Below are 21,173 nucleotides of genomic sequence, written 5' to 3'. Positions count from 1 at the left end.
TACTTGTTCTATTTATAACTTTCACATAAAATCTATATATTCAATCCTTACATATATTGTTAGTTTAAAAGAAAGGAAATCAAAGATGTCAACAACAGCAATCACAAATCAGAAATCCTCTTTTTCAAGAGGTGTTCTAGCAGGCACCAGCATTGCAATTGGTTATTTACCTGCTGCTCTTACGTTTGGCTTACTTGCAAAAAGTACAGGTTTAACATTCGTCGAAACTATGGCTATGAGCTTATTCGTTTATGCTGGGGCGGCTCAATACATGGCTCTAAATTTAATTGCAATTGGAACAGGTGCTTTTGAAATTATTTTTACTACTTTCATTGTAAACATCAGGCATTTATTAATGAGTGCCTCTGTACGCGAACGTGTTGATGATGATCACCCACTAGTAAGAGCTCTTTACTCATTTGGAATTACGGATGAAGTATTTGCTGTAACAACTACACAAGAAGGACAAATGAAAACAGGGTTCGTGATCGGAGTGGCCGTTATTGCTTATATGAGCTGGGTCATTAACTCCGGTATCGGATATTTTGTAGGTTCAATACTTCCAGCTAATCTCCAAGAAAGTATGGCGATTGCTTTATATGCGATGTTTATTGCCCTGCTTATGCCTTCACTAAAAAAACATAAAAAAGTCATTGCTTTAGCCGTTACGGCAGCAGCATTAAATGGATTGTTTTCTATCTTTTTGCCAAGTGGTTGGTCCATTATAGCTGCCACACTCATTGCATCTGGAGCTATTGAAATCATTACACAAAAAGGTGGGAAAACAAATTGAATACAACAATGCTATTAATAATTTTTGGCATGGCTCTTGTTACCTACATACCTAGAATGCTCCCACTCGTTTTTATGGATATTGAAAAAGTTCCAGATTGGTTTAAAGCTATCTTACGTAATGTTCCTTACGCTGCTTTAGGGGCTTTAATCTTTCCTGGAATATTAACTGTTCATGAAAACATTTGGTTTGGCATTATTGGAGGGATAACAGCAATTGTTGTTGCTTTACTAGGAGCAAACTTAATCCTTGTTGTTATGAGCAGTATTATCACTTTGATGGTTTTATCGGTGTTTTTTTAAGGCGGTTTTTGTATACTTTGCTGTTTATAGTTACCTCCCTTAACAGGTCCGTTTCATTGCGCTTCAGGCACTTGCTTTCCGCGGGGAGTAAGCCAAGCCCCCACGACGTTCGTCTGTGGTGTCTTGCCCTTTCCTCTTTTCCCGCAGGAGTCAAGTGCCTTCCGCTCCATTCCACTATATCTTTAATCAATAACAACAATCCTTTCAATATGAGCCTTTTATAAACAGATCTTAAATTAAGGGATATCCCGTAGGTTTTTGTACAGACCTTTTGGATATCCCTTTTTGACGCTTATAAACTCGATCAAATTCAATGTACTAAATTCTCGTTTACTTTCTTTCTTTTGCCAAACACGGTACAATGGAAGAATGGAATTTTTCGGAATTGAGGTGAGATCATTGAAACATTCTCTTTATAAATCAGACAAAGAAGTCTACATTGAAATTCAACAACCAATTCTATCAACGTTCAACACGATAACGGCTTCAAGGTATGCAACGAATAGGCACTTAGAACAAATCTCAAAAGAAGCGATTCAAACGATTGATCATATAAAAAATGATCCTTGGCAATATTATCTTATCTATTTGAACGGTGTGTATAAACGCTCTATACGCTTAACTAATTATCTTGAATTTGAGAGAAGGTTTGAGTATTTTTATCGATCAATGACAGAAGAAATTAAACGTAATGTGGCTACACTCGAAAGCAATACGTATCGACTCTTCTTAAAAAAGTTGCTTAAACTTATGACAAATGATGCTGAAGATGAACAAGCCCCTTGGTCTAACTTACTATTTTCTTTGTTTCCTGTTTTGCCAACAGCACAAATTGATTATGTGTATCAGACTCTTACAACAAATGTTGATACGGAAAAGTGCTCACACTCCCTTGCTCTTGCTTATAGTTATGTTGCCTTATTATCAGGAAAAGAGCTGACTGCCCTTTCAGTTTTGCAAAAGAACCCTGTTACAACTCTTGAAAAAGATGTGTTGCTACATTTTGAATTGTTACAACATCGGGAACGTTGGCGCACTATGAAACAATGGTTAGCCGTTTTATTCCCTAAGAAAAAAGCTGGTCAGTATGGTTCTTTACAGAAGTTCGTCGATGAAATGAATACAGTAATCCCTATAAGTACTAAAGAACAAAACTTGATATGGAACCGTTGGCTTCTATCTCCAAACTATCAACGTTTCCTTACTTATTCTAAACATTTAACTTCTAGCCAACAAAACGAACTTATCGAGCGACTTTTGCCAGAACTCGAATTAAGACTTCATCAAACAGAAGCAGCAAAAACATATGAGAAAATCTTACTTGCTTATGGAAAATTTGAATTAGCCGCTTCCTATTTTCTTAAATACGAACGTGACCCTACAAGGCTTCGTGATGAGAAACAAGAATTATTAACAGCGTTAAAGAAACATAGACCAGATCTTGCGCGCCCAATCTACCATCAATTTATTGTTAGGCTAGTCGAGAAAAAATCTCGTATTCACTATGAGCAAGCTGCTTCTTATATAAAGGAACTTAAATCGTTATATCAAAATGAGAAAGATCAAGCCATATTTGCTATTTATCTTTCGAAATTAAAGAAAATGTATCGAACGTACCGCGCGTTTGTTGAGGAGTTGAAACGAATTGACCTCTAATATCATCGTTCATGCAGGTTGGCTTGATGAGGCCTTCTTTATTTGGGCAGAAAGGCCTCCAACATCACGATTTGACCAAATAGTCAACTTTCAATATCCATTCTTATATCCACCATTCGAATTGAAATTAACGTTATTTAAAAAAGACCAAATCTCTTTTTACGGAACGTTTATTGATAGTGATAAAGCAATCCTTGATGTTCCAATTCAATCAAGAATCTATAAGTCACTAGCCGGAGAAATCACTGTATATCAAGCTCAAGCTAATATGGAGCAATACTCCTTTCCTATCGAAGGCTTATGTTTTCAAATTGACACCTTAGTTCAATACCTACCATTATTTAAATCGTGGCAACAAGAATCCGACATTACTTTAGCCCCCGATTTTCAAAAGTGGATTTCTTTTATTGAACACATTCAACAACATATTGTAGACGGTGCGTTTTCCCCTAACGGTTCTGGAGAATGGCAACTTGAGCAATTTCCATATGATCATTGGTTAGAAGCGATCCCTCTTTCTGGTAGGTCTATCAGGGCTAATACAAGCTACATTCAACAGCAAACTAGTAGCGTGGTTACCATTGAACAACTTCAGGAAATTACTTTAAAACTAACAGATGGGTTGATCCGTTCATTAATGCAGGAACCAGTTGTGTATAACTCTTTTACGGATTGGAAACATTCCGTGCGTTCGGAATGGTTGCCCGTCATTGAGAAATTAAATGAAAAAGGAAAATATGCTTCTGAAATTTCAACGCCCCGCTTTCAACAGCAAGTTGGTGTAGTTCAAACAAAGCCATTCATGTCTGGATTAGCATTAAGAGAACCCGCATCAAAAGATGGAGCTTGGGAGGTTTCTCTATGTATGGTTGATCGTAAAAGACCTTCTCTTATGATTGAGATGGAGCAATTAGAAAAAGGCGAACACCCATGGCGTGAAAATCCAATTGCTCAATTAAAGATCGACCTAAAAAAAGCTCAAACTAAAATAGAACTGCTGAAACCATTACGGCTTTCAGCTTCCACTCTCTCTTTGACAGCAGAAGAAGCTTATTATTTATTTACATCCGCAGACGAATTATTAAAACAAATAGGATTTCATTTAATTGTTCCAAAGTGGATGACCGAAAAGAAAAAACCTCGCGTTAAACTAGTGATGGACCAGCCAGACCGAAGTGGGTCGAAAAGTGAACCGTTACTTGATTGGCAAAGTGTTGCTTCTTTCACCTATGATATAGCTCTTGGTGACCAAAAGATTAGTAAAAAAGAATTTCAAGAATTTGTAGAAGGTCAGCGTCCATTTTTATATGCTAATGGCCAATGGACTTCCTGGGACCCTACACTCGCAGATAAATTGCTTCAATATTTAGAAGGAGCACAAGACCACACTTCGTACTTAGAGGCTTTTCGTTTAGATCAGATGAACGAAGATCTGGATGATGATTTAGGTGATTTAGACATTGAGTGGGACGTTTCTTGGGGGAAAGAACTTACGGAATCCTTAAAAGAGCTTTATAATTCTACTCCAACACTTATTTCAGTTCCTGATGAATTAACCGGAACCCTTCGCCCTTATCAGCTTGAGGGTGTATCTTGGTTAGCTCACCTTCGTCGAACAGGTTTTGGTGGTTGTTTAGCCGACGACATGGGACTTGGGAAATCAATCCAAACCATTGCCTATATGTTATACGTGATCCATTCACAAAAGGAAAAGACAGAGAAGCATCAGCCATTTTTGCTGATTTGTCCTACCTCACTTTTGTACAATTGGGTTGCCGAATGCGAGCAATTTGCTCCATCAATTCGTGTTTTTGTTCATCATGGGACGGCTCGTCTAAGCGAAGAAGAGCTGAACTCTGGTCAGTGGGATATCGTGATTACTACCTATCAATTAAGTGTAAGGGACAGTTCTTTTTTTCAAGAAAAGACGTGGAACGGGTTAATTTTAGATGAGGCACAGCATATTAAAAATATTGAAACGAAGCAGCGTCGTGTTATTAAAGGGATTAAAGCAACCCACCGAGTAGCGTTAACTGGTACACCTATCGAAAATAGATTAAGAGAGCTTTGGTCGTTATTGGATGTGTTAAACCCTTCGTATCTTGGTTCATACCAGGATTTTCAAAAGAGTTTCATGAAACCGATTGAGCGTGATCAGGATGAGGAACAATTAAGGAAATTGCAAACTCTTATTCACCCTCTGATTTTAAGACGAAAGAAATCGGACCAATCACTAAAGCTTGGCCTTCCAAAAAAGGAAGAAATAATCCATCATGTTCATTTATCTCTCGAACAGGCAGGTCTCTACCAAGCTGTTGTTGATGATATAGTAACGCAGTTAGCACAAGTTTCTGCATTAGAGAGACGAGCTCTTATCTTAAAGAGCCTAACAAAATTAAAGCAGATTTGTAATCATCCTGCTCATTTTCTAAAAGATCGAACGCTAAATGACCATACATCTGGCAAATGGGATGCCTTTTTAAATCTTGCGACCGAGTTGTTTTCTAAAAAAGAAAAAGTTCTCATTTTTTCTCAGTATAAAGAAATGGGCTTTCTTATGACTCAAGCTCTAGAAAGACATTTTCAACAAACAGTTCCTTTTTTACATGGGAGTTTAACGAGAATAAAACGACAAGAAGCAATTAAAGCTTTTCAGGAACAATCTGATATTCAATTTTTTGTTCTATCATTAAAAGCTGGTGGGGTTGGACTTAACTTAACATCAGCAACCAATGTTGTTCATTATGATCGTTGGTGGAACCCTGCAGTTGAGAATCAAGCGACAGATCGAGCTTATCGAATTGGCCAAACAAAAGATGTAACGGTTCATAAGTTAGTAACAACAGGAACTTTAGAGGAACGTATTGACAGAATGTTGGTGAAGAAGCAAGCTCTTGCAGACAATATATTAGCAGCAGGTGAACAACGTATAACAGAGTTAACGAATGAAGAGATTTTTGAATTAATACAACTTACATTGTAACTAAGGAGTCACCATAAATGACCACCAAAAAGTTAGAAAATCCGTTTGCCGATTTTTGGTATGGCAAACAGCAAGAAGAGATGCTAAGCTCTACACCCAAACCTGAAGTGAATGATGCTGATACAGAAAAAGATCAGTACCATGTTTTAAAACGAGCCATCCAACAAGAAGCGATTCGAAAATGGAAGCAAGTTAAATAACAAAGAGGGTATCCATCAGTTTTCCTGTGGGATACCCTCTTTTTGTTGTTAGTTAATCTCTACAGATACTTGCTTTTTGAACAATTCATCGTTTAAATCGGCGCCAGCCAAAACAAGCTCCGCCTCTAAAACATACGAACCAGCAGATATTGAATCTAGGGCTATTCTCTCTTCATAAACCTTAGTTTCCCCCGCTTCAAATGGTTCGTGGATAAGTGCCATTGTAAACATCATACCTTCAGAATAACGGTATTCTACTTCTCCAGCTTCATTTTTCAAAAGAATTTCATATTTCTGTCCTGAAGAAAAATCTAATGATGCTTCTTGCTCTTGATTATTCGTTACTAACATTCTAACAAGTAATTCGTTATCATTTTGCTCTGTTTCAACATCAAATAGCCATTTTTCATTAGACATTGTATCGTCTCCTTCATTCGTCTCAACCGGTGCATGGACTCCTGTCCCACACGCTGTCAGAAAAAGAACCATGATTACAATTAGAAACTTTCTCATACTGTCACCCCTTTACTCTTTTCGGAAGAAACCAAAGATTCCGGCTGTCTCAACTATATTGGTAAAAGCATTTGGATCAACTTCATTAATAACCTGTTTTAGTTCATACAACTCATACCGAGTAATAACAATCATGAGCACCTCTTGGTTTTCAGAAGTATAACCACCCTTTGCAGGTATTCTTGTTATGCCTCTCGTGACACGCTGATGAATTGCTTCTCTTAGAAGATCTGCATTTTTAGTGACGATCATTGCAGTAAGCTTCACATGACGAGTATAAATCGCATCAATAACTCTAGAAGATACGTATAACGTAACTAAAGTATACAATGCCTTCTCAGGATCAAACAACAGTCCAGAAGTTATTACAATCACACTATTTAATCCTAAAAAGTAAATTCCTACCGGTCGATCACTTATTCTTGAGAGAATCAGTGCAATGATATCCAAACCACCAGAAGATGAACCCCATTTTAATGGAATACCCGCTCCTATCGCTAGAATTACCCCGCCAAATACAGCATTCAATAAAATATCTGGTGAGAATTGCCAGACAGGTAATACTTCTAAAAAGAAAGTAGTAATTACTACATTAATAAAACTATAAACCGTAAAACTTTTACCTATCTTCAACCAACCAAGAATGGCAACTGGAATGTTAAGTAGAAACAATAGCACACCTGTTGAAAGAGGTATAACAACAGCGATAATTTGAGCTACGCCCGTAAACCCACTAGCAAATACATTAGCTGGAATTAAAAAGAAGTTTAATCCTGCAGCAATAAAAAGTGCCCCGACTACAACAGCAATTATTTTCTGTAATTCCTGAACCGTTCTTTGCTTCATTACGAACTAACCTTACATAAATGTTGGTTTAGCCATTCTATAGACTTTAATACAGCTCTTCTAGACACTTTATGACCCGTTTCCTCTGTCATAAAGTGCAATTTCCACGGTGTTTCATCATATTCTGCAGCTAATTCTGAATATAATTTCTGCGATAGCGAGTATGGCACAACTTTATCTTCTGTTCCATGCCATATGAATAAAGGACGACCCTCTAACTTATTTAATTGACCCGATAAATCAAACGGTTTAATTTGCTCAAACATCTTTTCTTTTACCTGTTGTTCAATAGTCAATCCTTGTTGCTCAACATTTGATAAGAGACCACTTGCAAATATCTCATAATAAGCAGTTCCCATAAAGGAGACAGCTGATTGAATCCAATTATATTGAGTTAATGCTCCGTACAACGTGATTGCCCCCATTGAAGTTCCCATAACGCCAATATTCTCTTTAGTAACCAACCCTTTTTCCTCTAGTGTTATTTTCAATACTTCTAGTTCTCTTATTGATGTTAAAACAATTTCCCAAAAAGCTAAATCTCTCTCTTGTTTATCTAGTTGATTTTCTCTTTCTCCATGATGAAGAGCATCTGGTAAAAGAACTCGAAACCCTTTTTCTGCAAGTAAATAAGCAACATGTAAATTATGTTCTTTAGCACTTGTAAACCCGTGTAAAAAAAAGATTGTTGGGAGGTTTTTTTCTTTTCTTGCTTCCTCTTTCACTACATGTAACGTTGGAATGTTTCCAAACGTTTCATTTGTTATTGTGATCATCTGTTCATTACCACCCTTTTTTAGACAATTTTTCTAATTATATCATTCTCTATTCGACAATTCATTTTACCCCACTTAACAATAAAAAACAAAAAAGTCACCAATTACTGGTGACTTTTTTGTTGCTTTTGATTATAATACTGCACACTCGTTAGTGCGCCTTCACCGATCATTTTATTATCTTCAAAATCGTAAGGATGGGAAAGTCCGATTTTTTTATCTTGTTCTACTTTCTTCTTTGAATCATTTCTAGTGATCTTTGTGTACATTTGTCGCATAGATCGAGATACTTTAGATCTAAGATTTCGTTTTCCTAACATAACTGTTGTGGCTGTAATTGCAGCAACTGACGCTATAATCGATTTCTTAATCATTTTATCTCCACCTTTTTCGTTGATAGTTATTATATACCCCTCTTCTTACTTATAAAACATCATACATTTTTAAAAAAAAGGACAATCTAAACTTGAAAACGACTGAAAGAAGGTGACATCATGTCTAGAACCGGTGACGACAATAAAAAGAAAAAAGATCATAACGCACTTAATCGTCAAAAGAATGAACAAGCTCATGTCAATGCTGAGCATGGTAAACATAGTTATTCTAAGAAAACGGATCACCTTTAAGACCTCTGAAAAAGCGAAAAGGCATGAGCTTTAGCTCATGCCTTTTATCTCTTTTACATCTTTAACAATCCACTCTGCTCCTGATTTCACCTCGCCATCCCAAGCCAGCATACCACCATAATAATTACTGACATCTTTAAAACCTTGGTTTTGCAAAAACATAGCAACATTTTGACTTCGACCACCACTGCGACATACAAACAAATAGGACTGTTCTTTATCCAATTGATCGACAATGTTTGGGAAGTTACTCATTGGAATTAAAGGCAAGCCCGGAATATGACCTTCTTCATATTCATCAAGTTCTCGCACATCAATAATAATAGGTGCCTGATCTTGATTTTTCAATAATTCCTTTAACTCTTCTTTTTCTACCTGTTTGATACCATCATGTTCGAAACTCATCTTTACACCTCTTGGTTTTTCTTTATATTTTTGGGTTCTTACTTATACTTAGTTGTCGTCGTTCTCCGAATGTCCGTTCCATTGGGCTCCAGTCACTCGCTTTTCGCGGGAAGGTGCCGAGCCCTCCTCGGCTTTGCCTGGGGGTCTCGCCTATACCTCTTGATCCCGCAGGAGTCGAGTGACTTCCGCTCCATTTCACTAAGAGGAAAAACCACTACACAGTAACCATCTTTACGAAAATAACCTGTAGAAATTAACATTTGTGTTTTGTGAACCTGTTTGATTAGCATTTTATACATTTATTCAATTGTAGTATTTCTAAGCAACCATAGTCGGTAAATATGTAAAACTAACACTTTTCCGACAGCGTAGGTTGGAACTGCAATTAAAAGTCCTAACAGTCCTGCAAAGCGCCCTGCCACTAAAAGAAGAAAAATAATCGTTAGTGGGTGTATGGACAACTTTCTTCCCATGATTTGAGGAGAAATTAAGTTACTTTCTATTTGCTGAACGATAACAACTACCAAGATGACAAGTAACGCCATTAATGGCGAGTGCAGTAGACCTACAATAACAGCTGGAATCGTCCCAATCCAAGGTCCGACAAACGGAATTACGTTTGTAAACATGGCAACTAAAGCTAACACCAGCGGGTAGTCGAGCCCGATAATAAGAAATGCAATGTAAGCTAGGATTCCGACACAAATACTCACTAAGATTTGTCCTTGTATATAAGAACTAAGGGCATAATCCATCGCACCTAACACTTCTCTACCTTCATTTTGTCTTTTTTCAGGCAACAACTTAAGAAGTTGGTTTGGAGCTTTTTCCCCTTCTTTTAACATGTAAAATAAGACAAACGGAATAATAACTATGATTAGTAACGCGTTAGCAATAAAACCTAGAAATCCTGCAATATTATGCCCAATATTTGAGATAATATTATTCAAATAATTAGCGAGATCAAGGGTTATTTCTTCTAAAGAAAAATTCTCACTTTCCTGGAACCTAGAAACATATTCATTCTCTTGAAGGCTAATAAACATATCTCTAATTTCATTTATAAAAACAGGCATATTTCGAGTGAAACTGTAAAATTGAATCTGAAGTTCCGGTCCAATTAATAATACAAAAGCTGTTACAACCCCTACTACACCTAAATAAAGAATAAGAATAGCCAGAGTTCGTGGTAATTTCAAGGACAAGATATTTACAAATGGTCTTAATAAGTAATAAAGAACTCCACCTAAAATAACAGGTGCAAATAAAGTTTGAACTAACACAACCACAGGTCGAAACACCCAGTCAATTAAAGAACCTAGATAAATAATTATAAACACTAATACAATTCCGTACCCAATTCGGAAAGCCTTTGTTTGTGGCATGGCAAAATCCCTTCCTAATTCTACTCTTTTTTCTTTTCCATATTTTATATTGTACCATTTTCTTCTTCTTTGTTCTTGTCTGAACTTTTAAAAACGATTGAAACATCTATTTTTTCTTTTAAAATTATTCATTGTAATATGACATGAATCATGAATCATGTATCATTTAAGAAGAAAGTATTTTACAGATAGATGAAACTTTAAAGAACATTAATAAAAGGGGGAAAGCACAATGAAAAGACAATGGATGCTTCTCTTATCTGGACTATTCATCCTTTTTCTAACTGCCTGCGGGCAAGGTGCTAGCAGTAATGAAGTTCCTGGAGCTGCTGATCAAATTGAAATGGAAGAAATCAATGATGCAGATGAGATTGAAACTGAACAAGAAATAGACGAAGCAGTGGAAGAACCAGATACAAAAGTCGAAGAAGTAACATCGGAAGAAACTGAACCGGTTGTTGAAGTCGAACCAACCACAATGACGATTGAACTAATTTATTCCGATGACAATGTGATGGACATGTATAAAGTGACTAGAGTGATCGAAGTAACAGATCACCTTTATCAATCAGCTCTTGAAGCATGGATTGCTGGTCCTACAGAAGAAGGGTTAACCTCTCTTGTAGCACCTAATGTAGAGGTTGAATCTGTAGAGATCATTGATGGAGTTGCACACGTTTCTTTCTCAGAAACTTTGTTAGATACTCAAGTAGGTTCGGGAACTGAATACATGCTTCTTCAACAAATTGCGATGACATTGAAACAATTTGGTTATGATCAAACTCAAGTATTAATTTCTGGTGAAATTCACCCAGAACTATTTGGTCACATTGACACAAGTAAGCCTATTATTGCTGAGAACTTAGAGGATTACGATACTTACTAATAACTTCTAAAGGGGTTGTCTAAAAAAGGTCATATAAAGACCTATTGGACAACCCTTTTCTTTCCGAGAAATTTCCTGCTTTTTTTAGTATGACTCTTACAGAGGATCATGATAAACTGATAAAAACGATTTTTATGGGGTGACCTGGTTTGAAAGTAATTATGCCTTTACTTGCATTGTTGTTATTTCTAAGTGGCTGTCAAGATCATTCTCCATCTAATGACCTTGTAATGGCCGCGGAAAATAATCGCATTCAAGTCTCCTTTGATCGTTTGGAAGAAGCTGAATGGGAAGGCAACAAAGGCTTTTATATTTATGTTACAGCTTCCTCTTTACTTGACACTTATAAGGCTGAAGATGATTTTTTATTCGCTTTGAATTCAACGATAACGGATGATAATTCAGAAGTTTATCAAGCTCTTTTCTCTGAAACGATAGCAAACGATGAAAACTCGGTTACCATTAAACAGTTTTACTCTCCTTTTCCAGGTCATTCGTTAGACAGTTTAGATATTACGGTTTACGCAAAACCAACATATTATAAAAGAAAAGTTATCTTTCAAGATTTAGAAAAAGAAATGAGTAATCAGATAATGAATGATCTTTTCTTAGAAACAGTCTCTGTTCAAGGAAATGAGATTCAACTACAAATATTTGATATCCATGATTTACACGGACTTACCGTATCGCTTCTTCAAGACAATGAAGAGATTTATCCAGCCTTTTCTAGGACAAGCTATGATCCAAATCAAAACTTTTTAACTGCTTCGTATGAGTTTACAAATAAAGTACCTGATCGTTTTACACTTGTTTTTAAAAGACTTAAGTTACAAGAACAGATTTGGGAATTTCCGCTAACGATACCAATAAAACAAAATTAATGTAAGCAATGTGCAGTGGGACCTTTCTCGGTGCACATTTTTTATTAGAAAAATTCACTCCCCTACTTTTTCATTTATTCGCACATTTTAAAAATAGACTAAAATTATGTTAAGATACAGGTTGAAACTAGCTCAAGAATTGAGGGGTACCCATGAAAACCGTCGTCACGACGTTGAATGCAAAATATATCCATACATGTTTGGCCTTACGCTGTTTAAAGGCTTATGCAGAACCTGAATTTCCAATTGAAATGGTTGAGTATACGATAAAAGATCCAACTATGAACATTGTCTCTGATTTATATAAACGTAAACCAGATGTGATTGGCTTTAGTTGTTATATATGGAATATCGAAGAAACCATTAAAGTTATAAATCTGTTAAAAAAGGTTCTCCCAGATACAAAAATAATTGTAGGGGGTCCAGAAGTATCTTATGATGTAACGGATTGGTTAAAAACGCTAACGAACGTTGACTTTATTGTTGTAGGTGAGGGTGAAGAAACGTTCAAACAATTATTAGAGGAAATCAATACAACACAAAAATATCATATGGTGTTTGGACTGGCTTATCGCAAAGATGAAGAAATCATTGTCACTGCGCCTAGACCAAAATTGAAACTTGATGAAGTCCCAACTCCTTATAGATTTACTGAAGATTTAGATGGACTCTCAAAACGTGTTACTTATTTTGAAACAAGCCGAGGCTGTCCATATAGTTGTCAATTTTGCTTGTCTTCCATTGAGGTCGGTGTTCGTTATGTTGATATTGAACGAGTTAAAGCTGATTTACTTTTCTTAATTGAAAGTGGAGCAAAGTTGATTAAGTTTGTCGACCGCACGTTTAACATTAAAAGAGATTATGCTCTTGAAATTTTTCGCTTCTTAATCGAAAATCACCAAGATTGTGTTTTTCAGTTTGAAATTACGGCCGATATCATGAGACCAGAAGTATTAACTTATCTAAATGAACATGCCCCTCCTGGTGTTTTTCGTTTTGAGATTGGTGTACAATCTACAAATGACACAACTAATGAACTTGTTATGCGTAGACAAAACTTTGAAAAGTTAAAAAGAACGGTGACCATGGTTAAAGAAGGTGGAAAAATTGACCAACACCTTGATTTAATTGCCGGATTACCTGAAGAAGACTATCAATCTTTCCGGAAGACATTTAACGACGTATTTGAAATGCGACCCGAAGAACTACAATTAGGCTTCTTAAAAATGTTGCGAGGAACTGGCTTGCGCATTCGAGCTGAACAACATGATTATGTGTATATGGATCATTCTCCATATGAAATACTGCAAAATAATGTCCTAAGTTTCGATGAAATTATTCGCATGAAACGAGTCGAGGATGTTCTTGAAAAATATTGGAATGATCACCGGATGGACCGTACGATTGAATTCTTGGTTAAAAACGAATTTGCGTCGGCCTTTGATTTCTTTCAAGAGTTTGGCGACTATTGGGACGAACAGGGCTGGTCTCGCATTGGCCACCAATTGGAAGATCTATTCTCAAGGCTAAATCAATTCCTTCAACAGCGAGGAACTAAAAATGTAGATGTTATACGTGGATTTATGATGATTGATTTCTTTGAAAACCATAAACATAAGCCTCGTAAAACGTGGTGGGATTTTTCCCTATCTAAACAAGAGCAAGCAAAATTCCTTACACTATTAGCCGATCATCCTTCCGTTATGTCGGAGAATTTCGCTTCGTTAGCTTTAACAGAAAAGGAACTACACAAGCATACGATGATTGAGATGCTTCCTTTTCACATATTAGACGAAAAGATTAAACAAACACCAAGTTTAATGGTTGCTTATTTTAATCCGAAAACAAACGAAGCAAAAGTTTTTACTGCACCTCTAGAAAAAATGAAACTGACTGTCTCTTAGAAAAGGCGTTGAGAAACTCACTCAAAGCAAGCATCTTAAAAGTTTGCAAATATTACGCTTATTGCTTAAGAATGCCCACTTAAAAAGGAAAAACAACCCTTTTTAAGTGGCATCCTTTTTTCCCATAGGAGTCAAGTGCCTTCCGCTCCATTTCACTAAGTTTCAGCAATATTAATACATAAGTTAAGTTTCGTTAAAAAAGGATACTCCAAAAGGTTCGTATTAACCTTTTTAGAATATCCCTTTTTTAGTCTGTCAATCTACTGTCTGTTTACATCTTCATTAATTTCAAATCCTGTTGTAATGGTTTGGCCTGGGGTTTCCCAAAGTAATATCCTTGTGCAAGTGGAATTCCTAGATCCATACAGAACTCGGCTTCTTCTTTTCTTTCAATTCCTTCTGCTAGCAATGTAATATTATAGTCCTCTGCTAACTGAACGATTTGCTTAATCTTTTCTTGTTTAACATTATATTGGTCACAATAATCAATTAAGTTACGATCTATTTTTGCAAAATTTGGTTTTAATTCTTTTAAAACATCTAAAGTAGAAAAGCCAGCCCCTAAATCATCTAAAGCTAATTTTATCCCGTTTTCCTGATACGTTTTGAAAATCGATTTAAGATGGTTAATATCATCTATTTTTTCGGTTTCAACCACTTCAAATACTAAATCTGCTGGGTCCACTCCAAATTGTTCAACAGCACGAAACGTACTCTTTAAACAATGAGCAGGATCATATATAGAAGAAGGTAAGAAATTGATAAACCGTTTAGTCCCATTTTTCAGCAGTTTAGAACTCAGCTCGATTGAACTAATTCTTGCTTGACTATCTAAATTGGCTTGTAGTCCAGCTTTTTGAGAGTAGGAAAACAACTCACTTGGAAAAAACGGGTATGAAGGTGTTGATTGTCTAACTAAGAATTCATACCCAAAAATCTCTGCGTTATTTTTCTGCAACTTTACAATTGGTTGTAGATGTTGTGTAAATAACCTTTGATTAATAATCGTTAAATAATCACGGTTTTGTAGCCGCTCGTAAAATTGCTGAAAAGGAGCCATATTGATAAATTGCTCTTGATTATCACTACTCGAATAACTTCCTAGCAGAGCTTTTTTCTGATCTATAGTAAACAATTGGTTAACACGATTTAATATTTGATCAATCTGATTGTAGGAAGAATAATTAATAGAAACGATACGATCTTCTTCACTTATTCCATCAGATAACCTTGCAATTTCGTCCTTTTTCAAATTAGCTTGTAATCCCGAATTCTTACTATAAAATAATAAAGAACCATTTGATTCTAAATCAGGGAATTGACTGCACCTTTGGCAATCGCTCATGTTTCCGCCTCCAAGTCAATGATGTCCTTCTCATAATCTAGTACTATTTTACTTGAAAATTCATTGAATTGGAATCTGTTTGTCCTACATTTAACTATCTCTAAATTTTTCCAATAAAGATAATGCTGCTTTAGTCGCACTCGTCTCACCCGATATCACTTTTTGTTTCACGCTCTGAAGATCTTTTAATATTAGCGTGTGGTTATAAAAGTCCTTTAAAATCTGTTCTTCTAATAAAGAATGAAACCAATTTGCAGCTTGTTGTTTTCTTCTTTCTTCAAACTGGTTTGTTGCTTTCATATGCTCCTGAAATTTAATTAGTGATTCCCAGCATTCCTCAATTCCATTTCCGGTAAGTGCAGAAACTGTTCTTACCTCCGTAATCCACCCTTCAGTTGTTCCAGGGAGCATATGAAGAATACGTTGAAATTCTATTTTTGCTTTTTCAGCTGCTACTAGATTTTCACCGTCAGCTTTATTAATGAACATGATATCGACCAATTCCATAATACCCTTTTTCATCCCTTGCAGTTCATCTCCTGCACCAGTAAGCATTAAAAGTAAAAAACAATCAACCATAGACCTGACTGTAATTTCACTTTGGCCTACTCCTACTGTTTCAACAATAATAATATCGTAACCAGCCGCTTCACATAACAATAGAGTTTCTCTCGTTTTTCTTGCCACACCACCCAAAGTTCCACCTGCAGGTGATGGCCGCACAAAAGCATTAACATGCCGGGACAATTGCTCCATTCGTGTCTTGTCTCCGAGAATACTGCCTTGCGATAAAGTACTCGAAGGATCAATAGCTAGTACAGCTACACGGTGTCCTTTCTCGGCCAACATCATACCAAGCGCCTCTATAAACGTACTCTTGCCTGCTCCTGGCACTCCAGTAATCCCAATTCTCATAGACTTTCCTGTGTAAGGCATAATAGAGGTTAATACATCTTGTGCCAATGAAAAATGTCGTTTGGCGTTACTTTCAACTAACGTAATGGCTCTAGCTAATATGGCCCGGTTGTTTGTTCGAATTCCGTCAACGTATTGTTGTAAAGTCAGCTCTTCTCGTCTTTTACTTGACATTCTACAACTCCTTTCTTTTTAGTTTTCCTTTCGGTAGCTTTTCTGTTTTATTATTATTTTGCCTTAACGGCTCTGCTCCATTACACATCAGCCACTTGCTTTCCAAGGGGTGTTGCCAAGCCCCAACGCCGTACCGACTGTGGTGTCTTGCCTTTTCCTCTATTCCCGCAGGAGTCAAGTGGCTTCCGCTCCATTCCGCTGAAATTCTTATTAAGAATAAATAGAATAGTACAACCTTTACGAAAACCGCCTCACTATATAAGCAACTCTTTTCATCACTTATTCAAGAAACAAAAAAAGGAAGTAGACTTGCACCTCCTCTTTTTGCTATTGATGTTTTACTCTTCATATCCTAGTCGTTTATTTAACTCGACCATTATTTGTTGTGCCGCAATTGGAATCACGGTTCCGGGTCCGAATATAGCTGCTGCACCATTCTTTTTTAGAAATTCGTAATCCTTAGCTGGAATAACTCCTCCAATAATCACAAGAATATCTTCTCTTCCTAACTTTCTGAGTTCTTCTACAACTTGAGGCAAAAGTGTTTTATGACCTGCGGCAAGTGAACTCATTCCTAAAATATGAACGTCATTTTCAACCGCTTGCAGAGCAGCTTCTTCAGGCGTTTGAAACAAAGGACCAATATCCACATCAAACCCCATATCGGCAAAAGCCGTAGAGATAACTTTTGCACCCCGGTCGTGACCATCCTGACCCATTTTTGCTATCATAATTCGAGGACGACGACCTTCATTCTCTGCAAAATCATCTGTTAGTTGTCTAATAACCTTCATTTCTTCTTTCTCTCCAAATTCTGACCGATACACACCACTTATCGAGCGAATAATCGCTTTGTGACGGCCGACTACTTTCTCGTATGCCATTGAGATTTCTCCGAGGCTTGCTCTAGCTCTTGCAGCATTTACTGCTAACTCAAGTAGATTACCTTCTCCTGTTTCAGCTGCTTTTGTAATCGCTCGTAATGTTTCTTGCACTTTTTGTCCATCTCTATTTTCCTTTAAAATCTTCAATCTTTTTAATTGTGCTTCTCGAACCGCTGTATTATCAATATCTAGAATTTCTAGTTCTTCCTCTTGATCTAACCGGTATTTATTTACTCCTATAATGGTTTCTTTCTTAGAGTCAATCTGCGCTTGTCTTCTTGCAGCGGCTTCTTCAATTCTCATTTTCGGTAATCCCGTCTCGATTGCCTTAGCCATACCACCTAGATCTTCAATTTCCTGAAGATGGGCCCATGCTTTTTCAACCAATTGAGCCGTTAATGATTCAAGGTAAAAAGAGCCTCCCCACGGATCGAGCACATTTGTAATCCCTGTTTCTTCTTGCAAATATAGTTGTGTATTTCTAGCGATTCTAGCAGAAAAGTCAGTTGGTAAAGCAATCGCCTCGTCCAAGGCATTGGTGTGCAACGATTGGGTATGACCAAGAGCAGCTGCCATTGCTTCGATACAAGTACGTATTACATTATTGTATGGATCTTGTTCTGTTAAACTCCATCCAGATGTTTGAGAATGTGTTCTGAGTGCCAATGACTTCTCATTTTTTGGATCAAATGGCTTCATTAATTTAGCCCAAATCAGGCGACCCGCTCTCATTTTTGCTACTTCCATGAAATAGTTCATTCCAATTGCCCAGAAAAATGATAACCTTGGAGCAAATTGGTCAATATCTAAGCCTGCTGCAATCCCTGTTCTAACATACTCAAGTCCATCCGCTAACGTATAAGCTAATTCTATATCAGCAGTAGCACCGGCTTCTTGCATGTGATAACCCGAAATACTTATACTATTAAATTTCGGCATATACCGGGACGTATACTCAAAAATATCCGCAATTACTTTCATTGATGGTTTAGGAGGATATATATATGTGTTACGAACCATGTATTCTTTTAAAATATCATTTTGAATCGTTCCTGTTAGTTTCTCTGGAGAAACGCCCTGTTCTTCGGCCGCTACGATGTAGAACGCCATAATCGGTAAGACGGCACCGTTCATAGTCATTGAAACCGACATTTGATCAAGGGGAATTCCATCAAATAATATATTCATATCAAGAATAGAATCAACCGCTACTCCTGCTTTACCAACATCCCCTACAACACGGGGATGATCTGAATCATATCCACGGTGTGTGGCTAAGTCAAATGCGATAGAAAGACCTTTTTGACCTGCAGCTAGGTTTCTCCGGTAAAAGGCATTACTTTCTTCTGCAGTAGAAAAACCAGCATATTGGCGGACTGTCCATGGCCTAGCTTTATACATAGCTGGATATGGTCCTCGAAAGAAAGGTGCGATTCCAGCAACATAGTTTAAGTGATCCATTCCCTTAATATCTTCTTTTGAATACACTGATTTCACTGGTATTTGCTCTAACGTCAAAGCTGAGATCGCTGTTTCAGGATTTTGTTCAATCTTTTGAAAAGAAGGAAAAGGCATTGTTTTGAAATTGGGCATTTTACTCATTGAATGACCCTCCCATCTCATCTAATAGTTCGTCTAACACTTGATAGACGTTAGACTTCACATGAATAAATCCAGATAAACCAGCTTCTATCAACTTTTCTTCTAGATCTCTATTGGGACGACCTGCTAGAAGAACTTTTTTATTTGTGTTCTCTAAGAGCATTTTAATTGTTGTTAGCGCATTTTCTTCATAGCTCTGATCACTTCCACAAATGACAATAACATGGGAGTTATGTGCTTCACTTGCTGCTGTAATGTTGTCTCCAAACGCGGCTGTCTGAATTTCAAAGCCACCACTTTGGAAAAATTCACTACTGAAATCCATACGTCCTTTATGTTCAGCAAGCTTTCCTAACCCCAGTAAAAAAACTGAAGGGGATACACCACTCTGTTCTTTTAGCTGTTTTGCTTTATCCCTTAAACGTTCAAATGGTTCTGCCACACGTCTCTGTTCAATTGCTGACACCCCATCTTCAAATGAGCCATCTTTTAATTGTTCATGTAATAGGTGGAGTGGGATATTTTGAAGAGTTAACTCTTTTAACCCCTCAACTGTTACGGGCTTCTTTAGTAAAAACTCTGTTGCATCAGCATTTTTTTGTAATTTCCCTGCATATTCTGTTTGCTCTTTTTTATTACGACCACTTATTGGTGGAAGGTTTTCTTTTGCATTAACAAATTTATTTACTCCTACTAATGTTTGTTTACGATTCTCAATCAGAGATTGTCTTTTTGACCAAGTTAAGTTGATCCACGTCTGAATTTTCCCTTCTTTTAAAGCTTCATATATGCCACCTAAGCATTCAATCTCTTTAAAAAGATCCCATGCTTTTTGAGCAAATTGCTCGGTTAAGTGTTCTACATACCAGGAGCCTCCAGCTGGATCAACCGTCAGTGCTAGATAAGCTTCTTCTTGTAAAATAAGAGAGGTATTCCTTGCAATTCTTCTTGAAAAAGTAGTTGGACTTTGGATGGCATCATCTAGTGGCGTCACATGTAAACTATCGACTCCCGCAACTGCAGCAGCGAACGCCTCACCTGTACTTCTAAGTAAATTAACATATGGATCTTGTTTTGACTTAGTAAATGCTGAAGTTCTAGCATGTATCCTCATCTTTTGGCTTTCTTCCTTGGCTCCAAATTCCTTCATAATAGCTGCCCAAAGTACACGTAAGGCACGAATCTTAGCTATTTCACTAAAGAAATCCTGTCCGATCGAAACAGAAAAGGTCAATGCTTTTCCTGCATCATCTGCACTGATTCCTCTTTCCATTAATTCTGTTACATACAATACACCCGTCGAAAGGGCAATCGCTAGTTCCTGAGCTGAGCTTGCTCCACCATTATGGTATGTGTGTGTTTGCACTAACACTGTGCGAAGATTTTTATCTTTTGCCCACTCAACAGCTGTCTTCATATATTCAAAGCTGCTGTGTAGAGAGTAAGACAGCTTACCATCAGTTGCTAGTAGATGGAGTGGGTCAGCCCCTACTGTACCTTCTAGTTGGTCTGATGCTGCTTGTAATGCAGCTAAAAGTGGAAGATTTACAACACCGGCATCAATGTGTAAAGGAATCTCGTGTAAATCAATTCCTGCAAAAGCATCAATGATATCACTTGCTTCAATAAATGAGATCCCCTTTTCATCTTCTGAAAAATTAGGTTTTTCACCTATTAGCATCTCTTTAGATAATTTAACATGAAGGACGTTTTGTCCCCTTGCTAGATCGTGCTTGGCGACTTGATTAAATAGCTTTGGAGTCTCTGCTGTTAATTCTTGACTAACTAACCATGGTTTTGGCTTTCTCTCATTACCTCTTAAAAAAGGAAAAACACCTGGTTCATTTAAAGGAGTTGAACAGGGTTCTAAGTCTTTTTGTTGATACATTGGTTCAATAACTATATCATCTATTAATTTTGTTAATAACGTTTCAAATGACCGGCCTTTTAAAGCTTTTTCAGTTGTTTGACGCCATTGTTCATATGTTGGAATTGGAAACTCACTAAATTCAGTTCCTTTATTTTGTTTTCCCATGAGTCTGCGGTTGCCTATCGGCTTTTACCGCTCACTCCCTTCCTGACATAATTTTATGCTTC

Annotated in this window: 19 protein-coding genes; 9 read left to right on the top strand and 10 right to left on the bottom strand. The window is 37.0% G+C overall.

Features of this window, described 5'->3' with window-relative positions; genetic code table 11:
* Positions 1-85 precede the first annotated feature (85 nt).
* The 5 genes from JCM9157_RS11390 to JCM9157_RS11370 all read left to right on the top strand — a co-directional run bounded on the left by JCM9157_RS11390 (position 86) and on the right by JCM9157_RS11370 (position 5,934).
* The gene (locus JCM9157_RS11390; protein WP_035664853.1) at positions 86-793 is read left to right on the top strand and encodes an AzlC family ABC transporter permease; all 708 of its coding nucleotides are present in this window, start codon (positions 86-88) and stop codon (positions 791-793) included.
* Complete coding sequence (locus JCM9157_RS11385; RefSeq protein WP_035664851.1) at positions 790-1,095, top strand: AzlD domain-containing protein; 306 nt, start codon at positions 790-792, stop codon at positions 1,093-1,095. The genes JCM9157_RS11390 and JCM9157_RS11385 overlap by 4 nt, the downstream gene beginning before the upstream one ends.
* Before the next feature lie 399 nt (positions 1,096-1,494).
* The gene (locus JCM9157_RS11380) at positions 1,495-2,751 is read left to right on the top strand and encodes a hypothetical protein (protein WP_035664849.1); all 1,257 of its coding nucleotides are present in this window, start codon (positions 1,495-1,497) and stop codon (positions 2,749-2,751) included.
* Entirely contained in the window at positions 2,741-5,734 is a 2,994-nt protein-coding gene (locus JCM9157_RS11375) for a DEAD/DEAH box helicase (RefSeq protein WP_035664846.1), read from the top strand. Before JCM9157_RS11380 ends, JCM9157_RS11375 begins: the two co-directional genes overlap by 11 nt.
* A 17-nt stretch (positions 5,735-5,751) precedes the next feature.
* On the top strand, positions 5,752-5,934 hold the full coding sequence (locus tag JCM9157_RS11370) for a hypothetical protein (RefSeq protein WP_035664844.1): 183 nt from the start codon (positions 5,752-5,754) through the stop codon (positions 5,932-5,934).
* A 48-nt stretch (positions 5,935-5,982) separates the two neighbouring features.
* Here JCM9157_RS11370 and JCM9157_RS11365 read toward each other — a convergent pair whose 3' ends face one another.
* The 4 genes from JCM9157_RS11365 to JCM9157_RS11350 form a co-directional block, all read right to left on the bottom strand.
* A complete protein-coding gene (locus JCM9157_RS11365; protein ID WP_035664843.1) occupies positions 5,983-6,447 on the bottom strand; it encodes a BsuPI-related putative proteinase inhibitor in 465 nt (154 codons plus the stop codon).
* Between the two features lie 12 nt (positions 6,448-6,459).
* A complete protein-coding gene (locus tag JCM9157_RS11360) occupies positions 6,460-7,293 on the bottom strand; it encodes a YitT family protein (RefSeq protein ID WP_035664842.1) in 834 nt (277 codons plus the stop codon).
* The gene (gene yjfP / locus JCM9157_RS11355; RefSeq protein ID WP_035664841.1) at positions 7,293-8,069 is read right to left on the bottom strand and encodes an esterase; all 777 of its coding nucleotides are present in this window, start codon (positions 8,067-8,069) and stop codon (positions 7,293-7,295) included. Before yjfP ends, JCM9157_RS11360 begins: the two co-directional genes overlap by 1 nt.
* 104 nt (positions 8,070-8,173) lie before the next feature.
* Positions 8,174-8,443, bottom strand: a complete 270-nt coding sequence (locus tag JCM9157_RS11350; RefSeq protein WP_035664839.1) for a YbyB family protein — start codon at positions 8,441-8,443, stop codon at positions 8,174-8,176.
* Between the two features lie 120 nt (positions 8,444-8,563).
* On the opposite strand from JCM9157_RS11350, the gene JCM9157_RS23980 reads away from it, so the two are divergent.
* Positions 8,564-8,695, top strand: coding sequence for a DUF3941 domain-containing protein (locus JCM9157_RS23980; RefSeq protein ID WP_081734144.1), 132 nt, complete (start codon positions 8,564-8,566; stop codon positions 8,693-8,695).
* Between the two features lie 30 nt (positions 8,696-8,725).
* Here the strand turns inward: JCM9157_RS23980 and JCM9157_RS11345 are convergent, their stop codons facing one another.
* Both JCM9157_RS11345 and JCM9157_RS11340 read right to left on the bottom strand, forming a co-directional pair.
* Positions 8,726-9,100, bottom strand: a complete 375-nt coding sequence (locus JCM9157_RS11345) for a rhodanese-like domain-containing protein (protein WP_035664837.1) — start codon at positions 9,098-9,100, stop codon at positions 8,726-8,728.
* A 299-nt stretch (positions 9,101-9,399) separates the two neighbouring features.
* A complete protein-coding gene (locus JCM9157_RS11340; protein ID WP_035664836.1) occupies positions 9,400-10,485 on the bottom strand; it encodes an AI-2E family transporter in 1,086 nt (361 codons plus the stop codon).
* Positions 10,486-10,717: 232 nt separating this feature from the next.
* On the opposite strand from JCM9157_RS11340, the gene JCM9157_RS11335 reads away from it, so the two are divergent.
* From JCM9157_RS11335 to JCM9157_RS11325, 3 genes are all read left to right on the top strand, one after another.
* Positions 10,718-11,371, top strand: coding sequence for a GerMN domain-containing protein (locus JCM9157_RS11335; RefSeq protein ID WP_035664834.1), 654 nt, complete (start codon positions 10,718-10,720; stop codon positions 11,369-11,371).
* Between the two features lie 149 nt (positions 11,372-11,520).
* Positions 11,521-12,252, top strand: a complete 732-nt coding sequence (locus JCM9157_RS11330; RefSeq protein WP_035664833.1) for a hypothetical protein — start codon at positions 11,521-11,523, stop codon at positions 12,250-12,252.
* Positions 12,253-12,404: 152 nt separating this feature from the next.
* Positions 12,405-14,156 carry a B12-binding domain-containing radical SAM protein gene (locus JCM9157_RS11325; protein ID WP_035664831.1) on the top strand — a complete coding sequence of 584 codons (1,752 nt, stop codon included), beginning with the start codon at positions 12,405-12,407 and terminating at the stop codon, positions 14,154-14,156.
* Between the two features lie 271 nt (positions 14,157-14,427).
* On the opposite strand, the gene JCM9157_RS11320 is transcribed toward JCM9157_RS11325, so the two are convergent.
* From JCM9157_RS11320 to JCM9157_RS11305, 4 genes are all read right to left on the bottom strand, one after another.
* Positions 14,428-15,501: an EAL domain-containing protein gene (locus JCM9157_RS11320; RefSeq protein WP_052013097.1), complete on the bottom strand. Its 1,074-nt coding sequence runs from the start codon at positions 15,499-15,501 to the stop codon at positions 14,428-14,430.
* A gap of 90 nt (positions 15,502-15,591) precedes the next feature.
* Complete coding sequence (gene meaB, locus JCM9157_RS11315) at positions 15,592-16,590, bottom strand: methylmalonyl Co-A mutase-associated GTPase MeaB (protein ID WP_035664829.1); 999 nt, start codon at positions 16,588-16,590, stop codon at positions 15,592-15,594.
* A gap of 338 nt (positions 16,591-16,928) precedes the next feature.
* On the bottom strand, positions 16,929-19,049 hold the full coding sequence (scpA, locus tag JCM9157_RS11310) for a methylmalonyl-CoA mutase (RefSeq protein ID WP_052013101.1): 2,121 nt from the start codon (positions 19,047-19,049) through the stop codon (positions 16,929-16,931).
* Between the two features lie 19 nt (positions 19,050-19,068).
* Complete coding sequence (locus tag JCM9157_RS11305; RefSeq protein WP_035664823.1) at positions 19,069-21,111, bottom strand: methylmalonyl-CoA mutase family protein; 2,043 nt, start codon at positions 21,109-21,111, stop codon at positions 19,069-19,071.
* Between the last annotated feature and the right edge of the window lie 62 nt (positions 21,112-21,173).

Source organism: Halalkalibacter akibai JCM 9157, assembly GCF_000513135.1.
In the GTDB taxonomy this organism is placed as follows: Bacteria; Bacillota; Bacilli; order Bacillales; family Bacillaceae_D; genus Halalkalibacter; species Halalkalibacter akibai.
The sequence above is the reverse complement of the archived record's forward strand: the minus strand, read 5'-3'. Positions and strand labels throughout refer to the sequence as shown.

Excerpts from the sequence above, each read along its gene's own strand:
- JCM9157_RS11390 (WP_035664853.1), top strand. The coding sequence starts at position 86 with ATGTCAACAACAGCAATCACAAATCAGAAATCCTCTTTTTCAAGAGGT.
- JCM9157_RS11370 (WP_035664844.1), top strand. The coding sequence starts at position 5,752 with ATGACCACCAAAAAGTTAGAAAATCCGTTTGCCGATTTTTGGTATGGC.
- JCM9157_RS11365 (WP_035664843.1), bottom strand. The coding sequence starts at position 6,447 with ATGAGAAAGTTTCTAATTGTAATCATGGTTCTTTTTCTGACAGCGTGT.
- JCM9157_RS11360 (WP_035664842.1), bottom strand. The coding sequence starts at position 7,293 with ATGAAGCAAAGAACGGTTCAGGAATTACAGAAAATAATTGCTGTTGTA.
- yjfP (WP_035664841.1), bottom strand. The coding sequence starts at position 8,069 with ATGATCACAATAACAAATGAAACGTTTGGAAACATTCCAACGTTACAT.
- JCM9157_RS11350 (WP_035664839.1), bottom strand. The coding sequence starts at position 8,443 with ATGATTAAGAAATCGATTATAGCGTCAGTTGCTGCAATTACAGCCACA.
- JCM9157_RS23980 (WP_081734144.1), top strand. The coding sequence starts at position 8,564 with ATGTCTAGAACCGGTGACGACAATAAAAAGAAAAAAGATCATAACGCA.
- JCM9157_RS11345 (WP_035664837.1), bottom strand. The coding sequence starts at position 9,100 with ATGAGTTTCGAACATGATGGTATCAAACAGGTAGAAAAAGAAGAGTTA.
- JCM9157_RS11340 (WP_035664836.1), bottom strand. The coding sequence starts at position 10,485 with ATGCCACAAACAAAGGCTTTCCGAATTGGGTACGGAATTGTATTAGTG.
- JCM9157_RS11335 (WP_035664834.1), top strand. The coding sequence starts at position 10,718 with ATGAAAAGACAATGGATGCTTCTCTTATCTGGACTATTCATCCTTTTT.
- JCM9157_RS11325 (WP_035664831.1), top strand. The coding sequence starts at position 12,405 with ATGAAAACCGTCGTCACGACGTTGAATGCAAAATATATCCATACATGT.
- JCM9157_RS11320 (WP_052013097.1), bottom strand. The coding sequence starts at position 15,501 with ATGAGCGATTGCCAAAGGTGCAGTCAATTCCCTGATTTAGAATCAAAT.
- meaB (WP_035664829.1), bottom strand. The coding sequence starts at position 16,590 with ATGTCAAGTAAAAGACGAGAAGAGCTGACTTTACAACAATACGTTGAC.
- scpA (WP_052013101.1), bottom strand. The coding sequence starts at position 19,049 with ATGCCTTTTCCTTCTTTTCAAAAGATTGAACAAAATCCTGAAACAGCG.
- JCM9157_RS11305 (WP_035664823.1), bottom strand. The coding sequence starts at position 21,111 with ATGGGAAAACAAAATAAAGGAACTGAATTTAGTGAGTTTCCAATTCCA.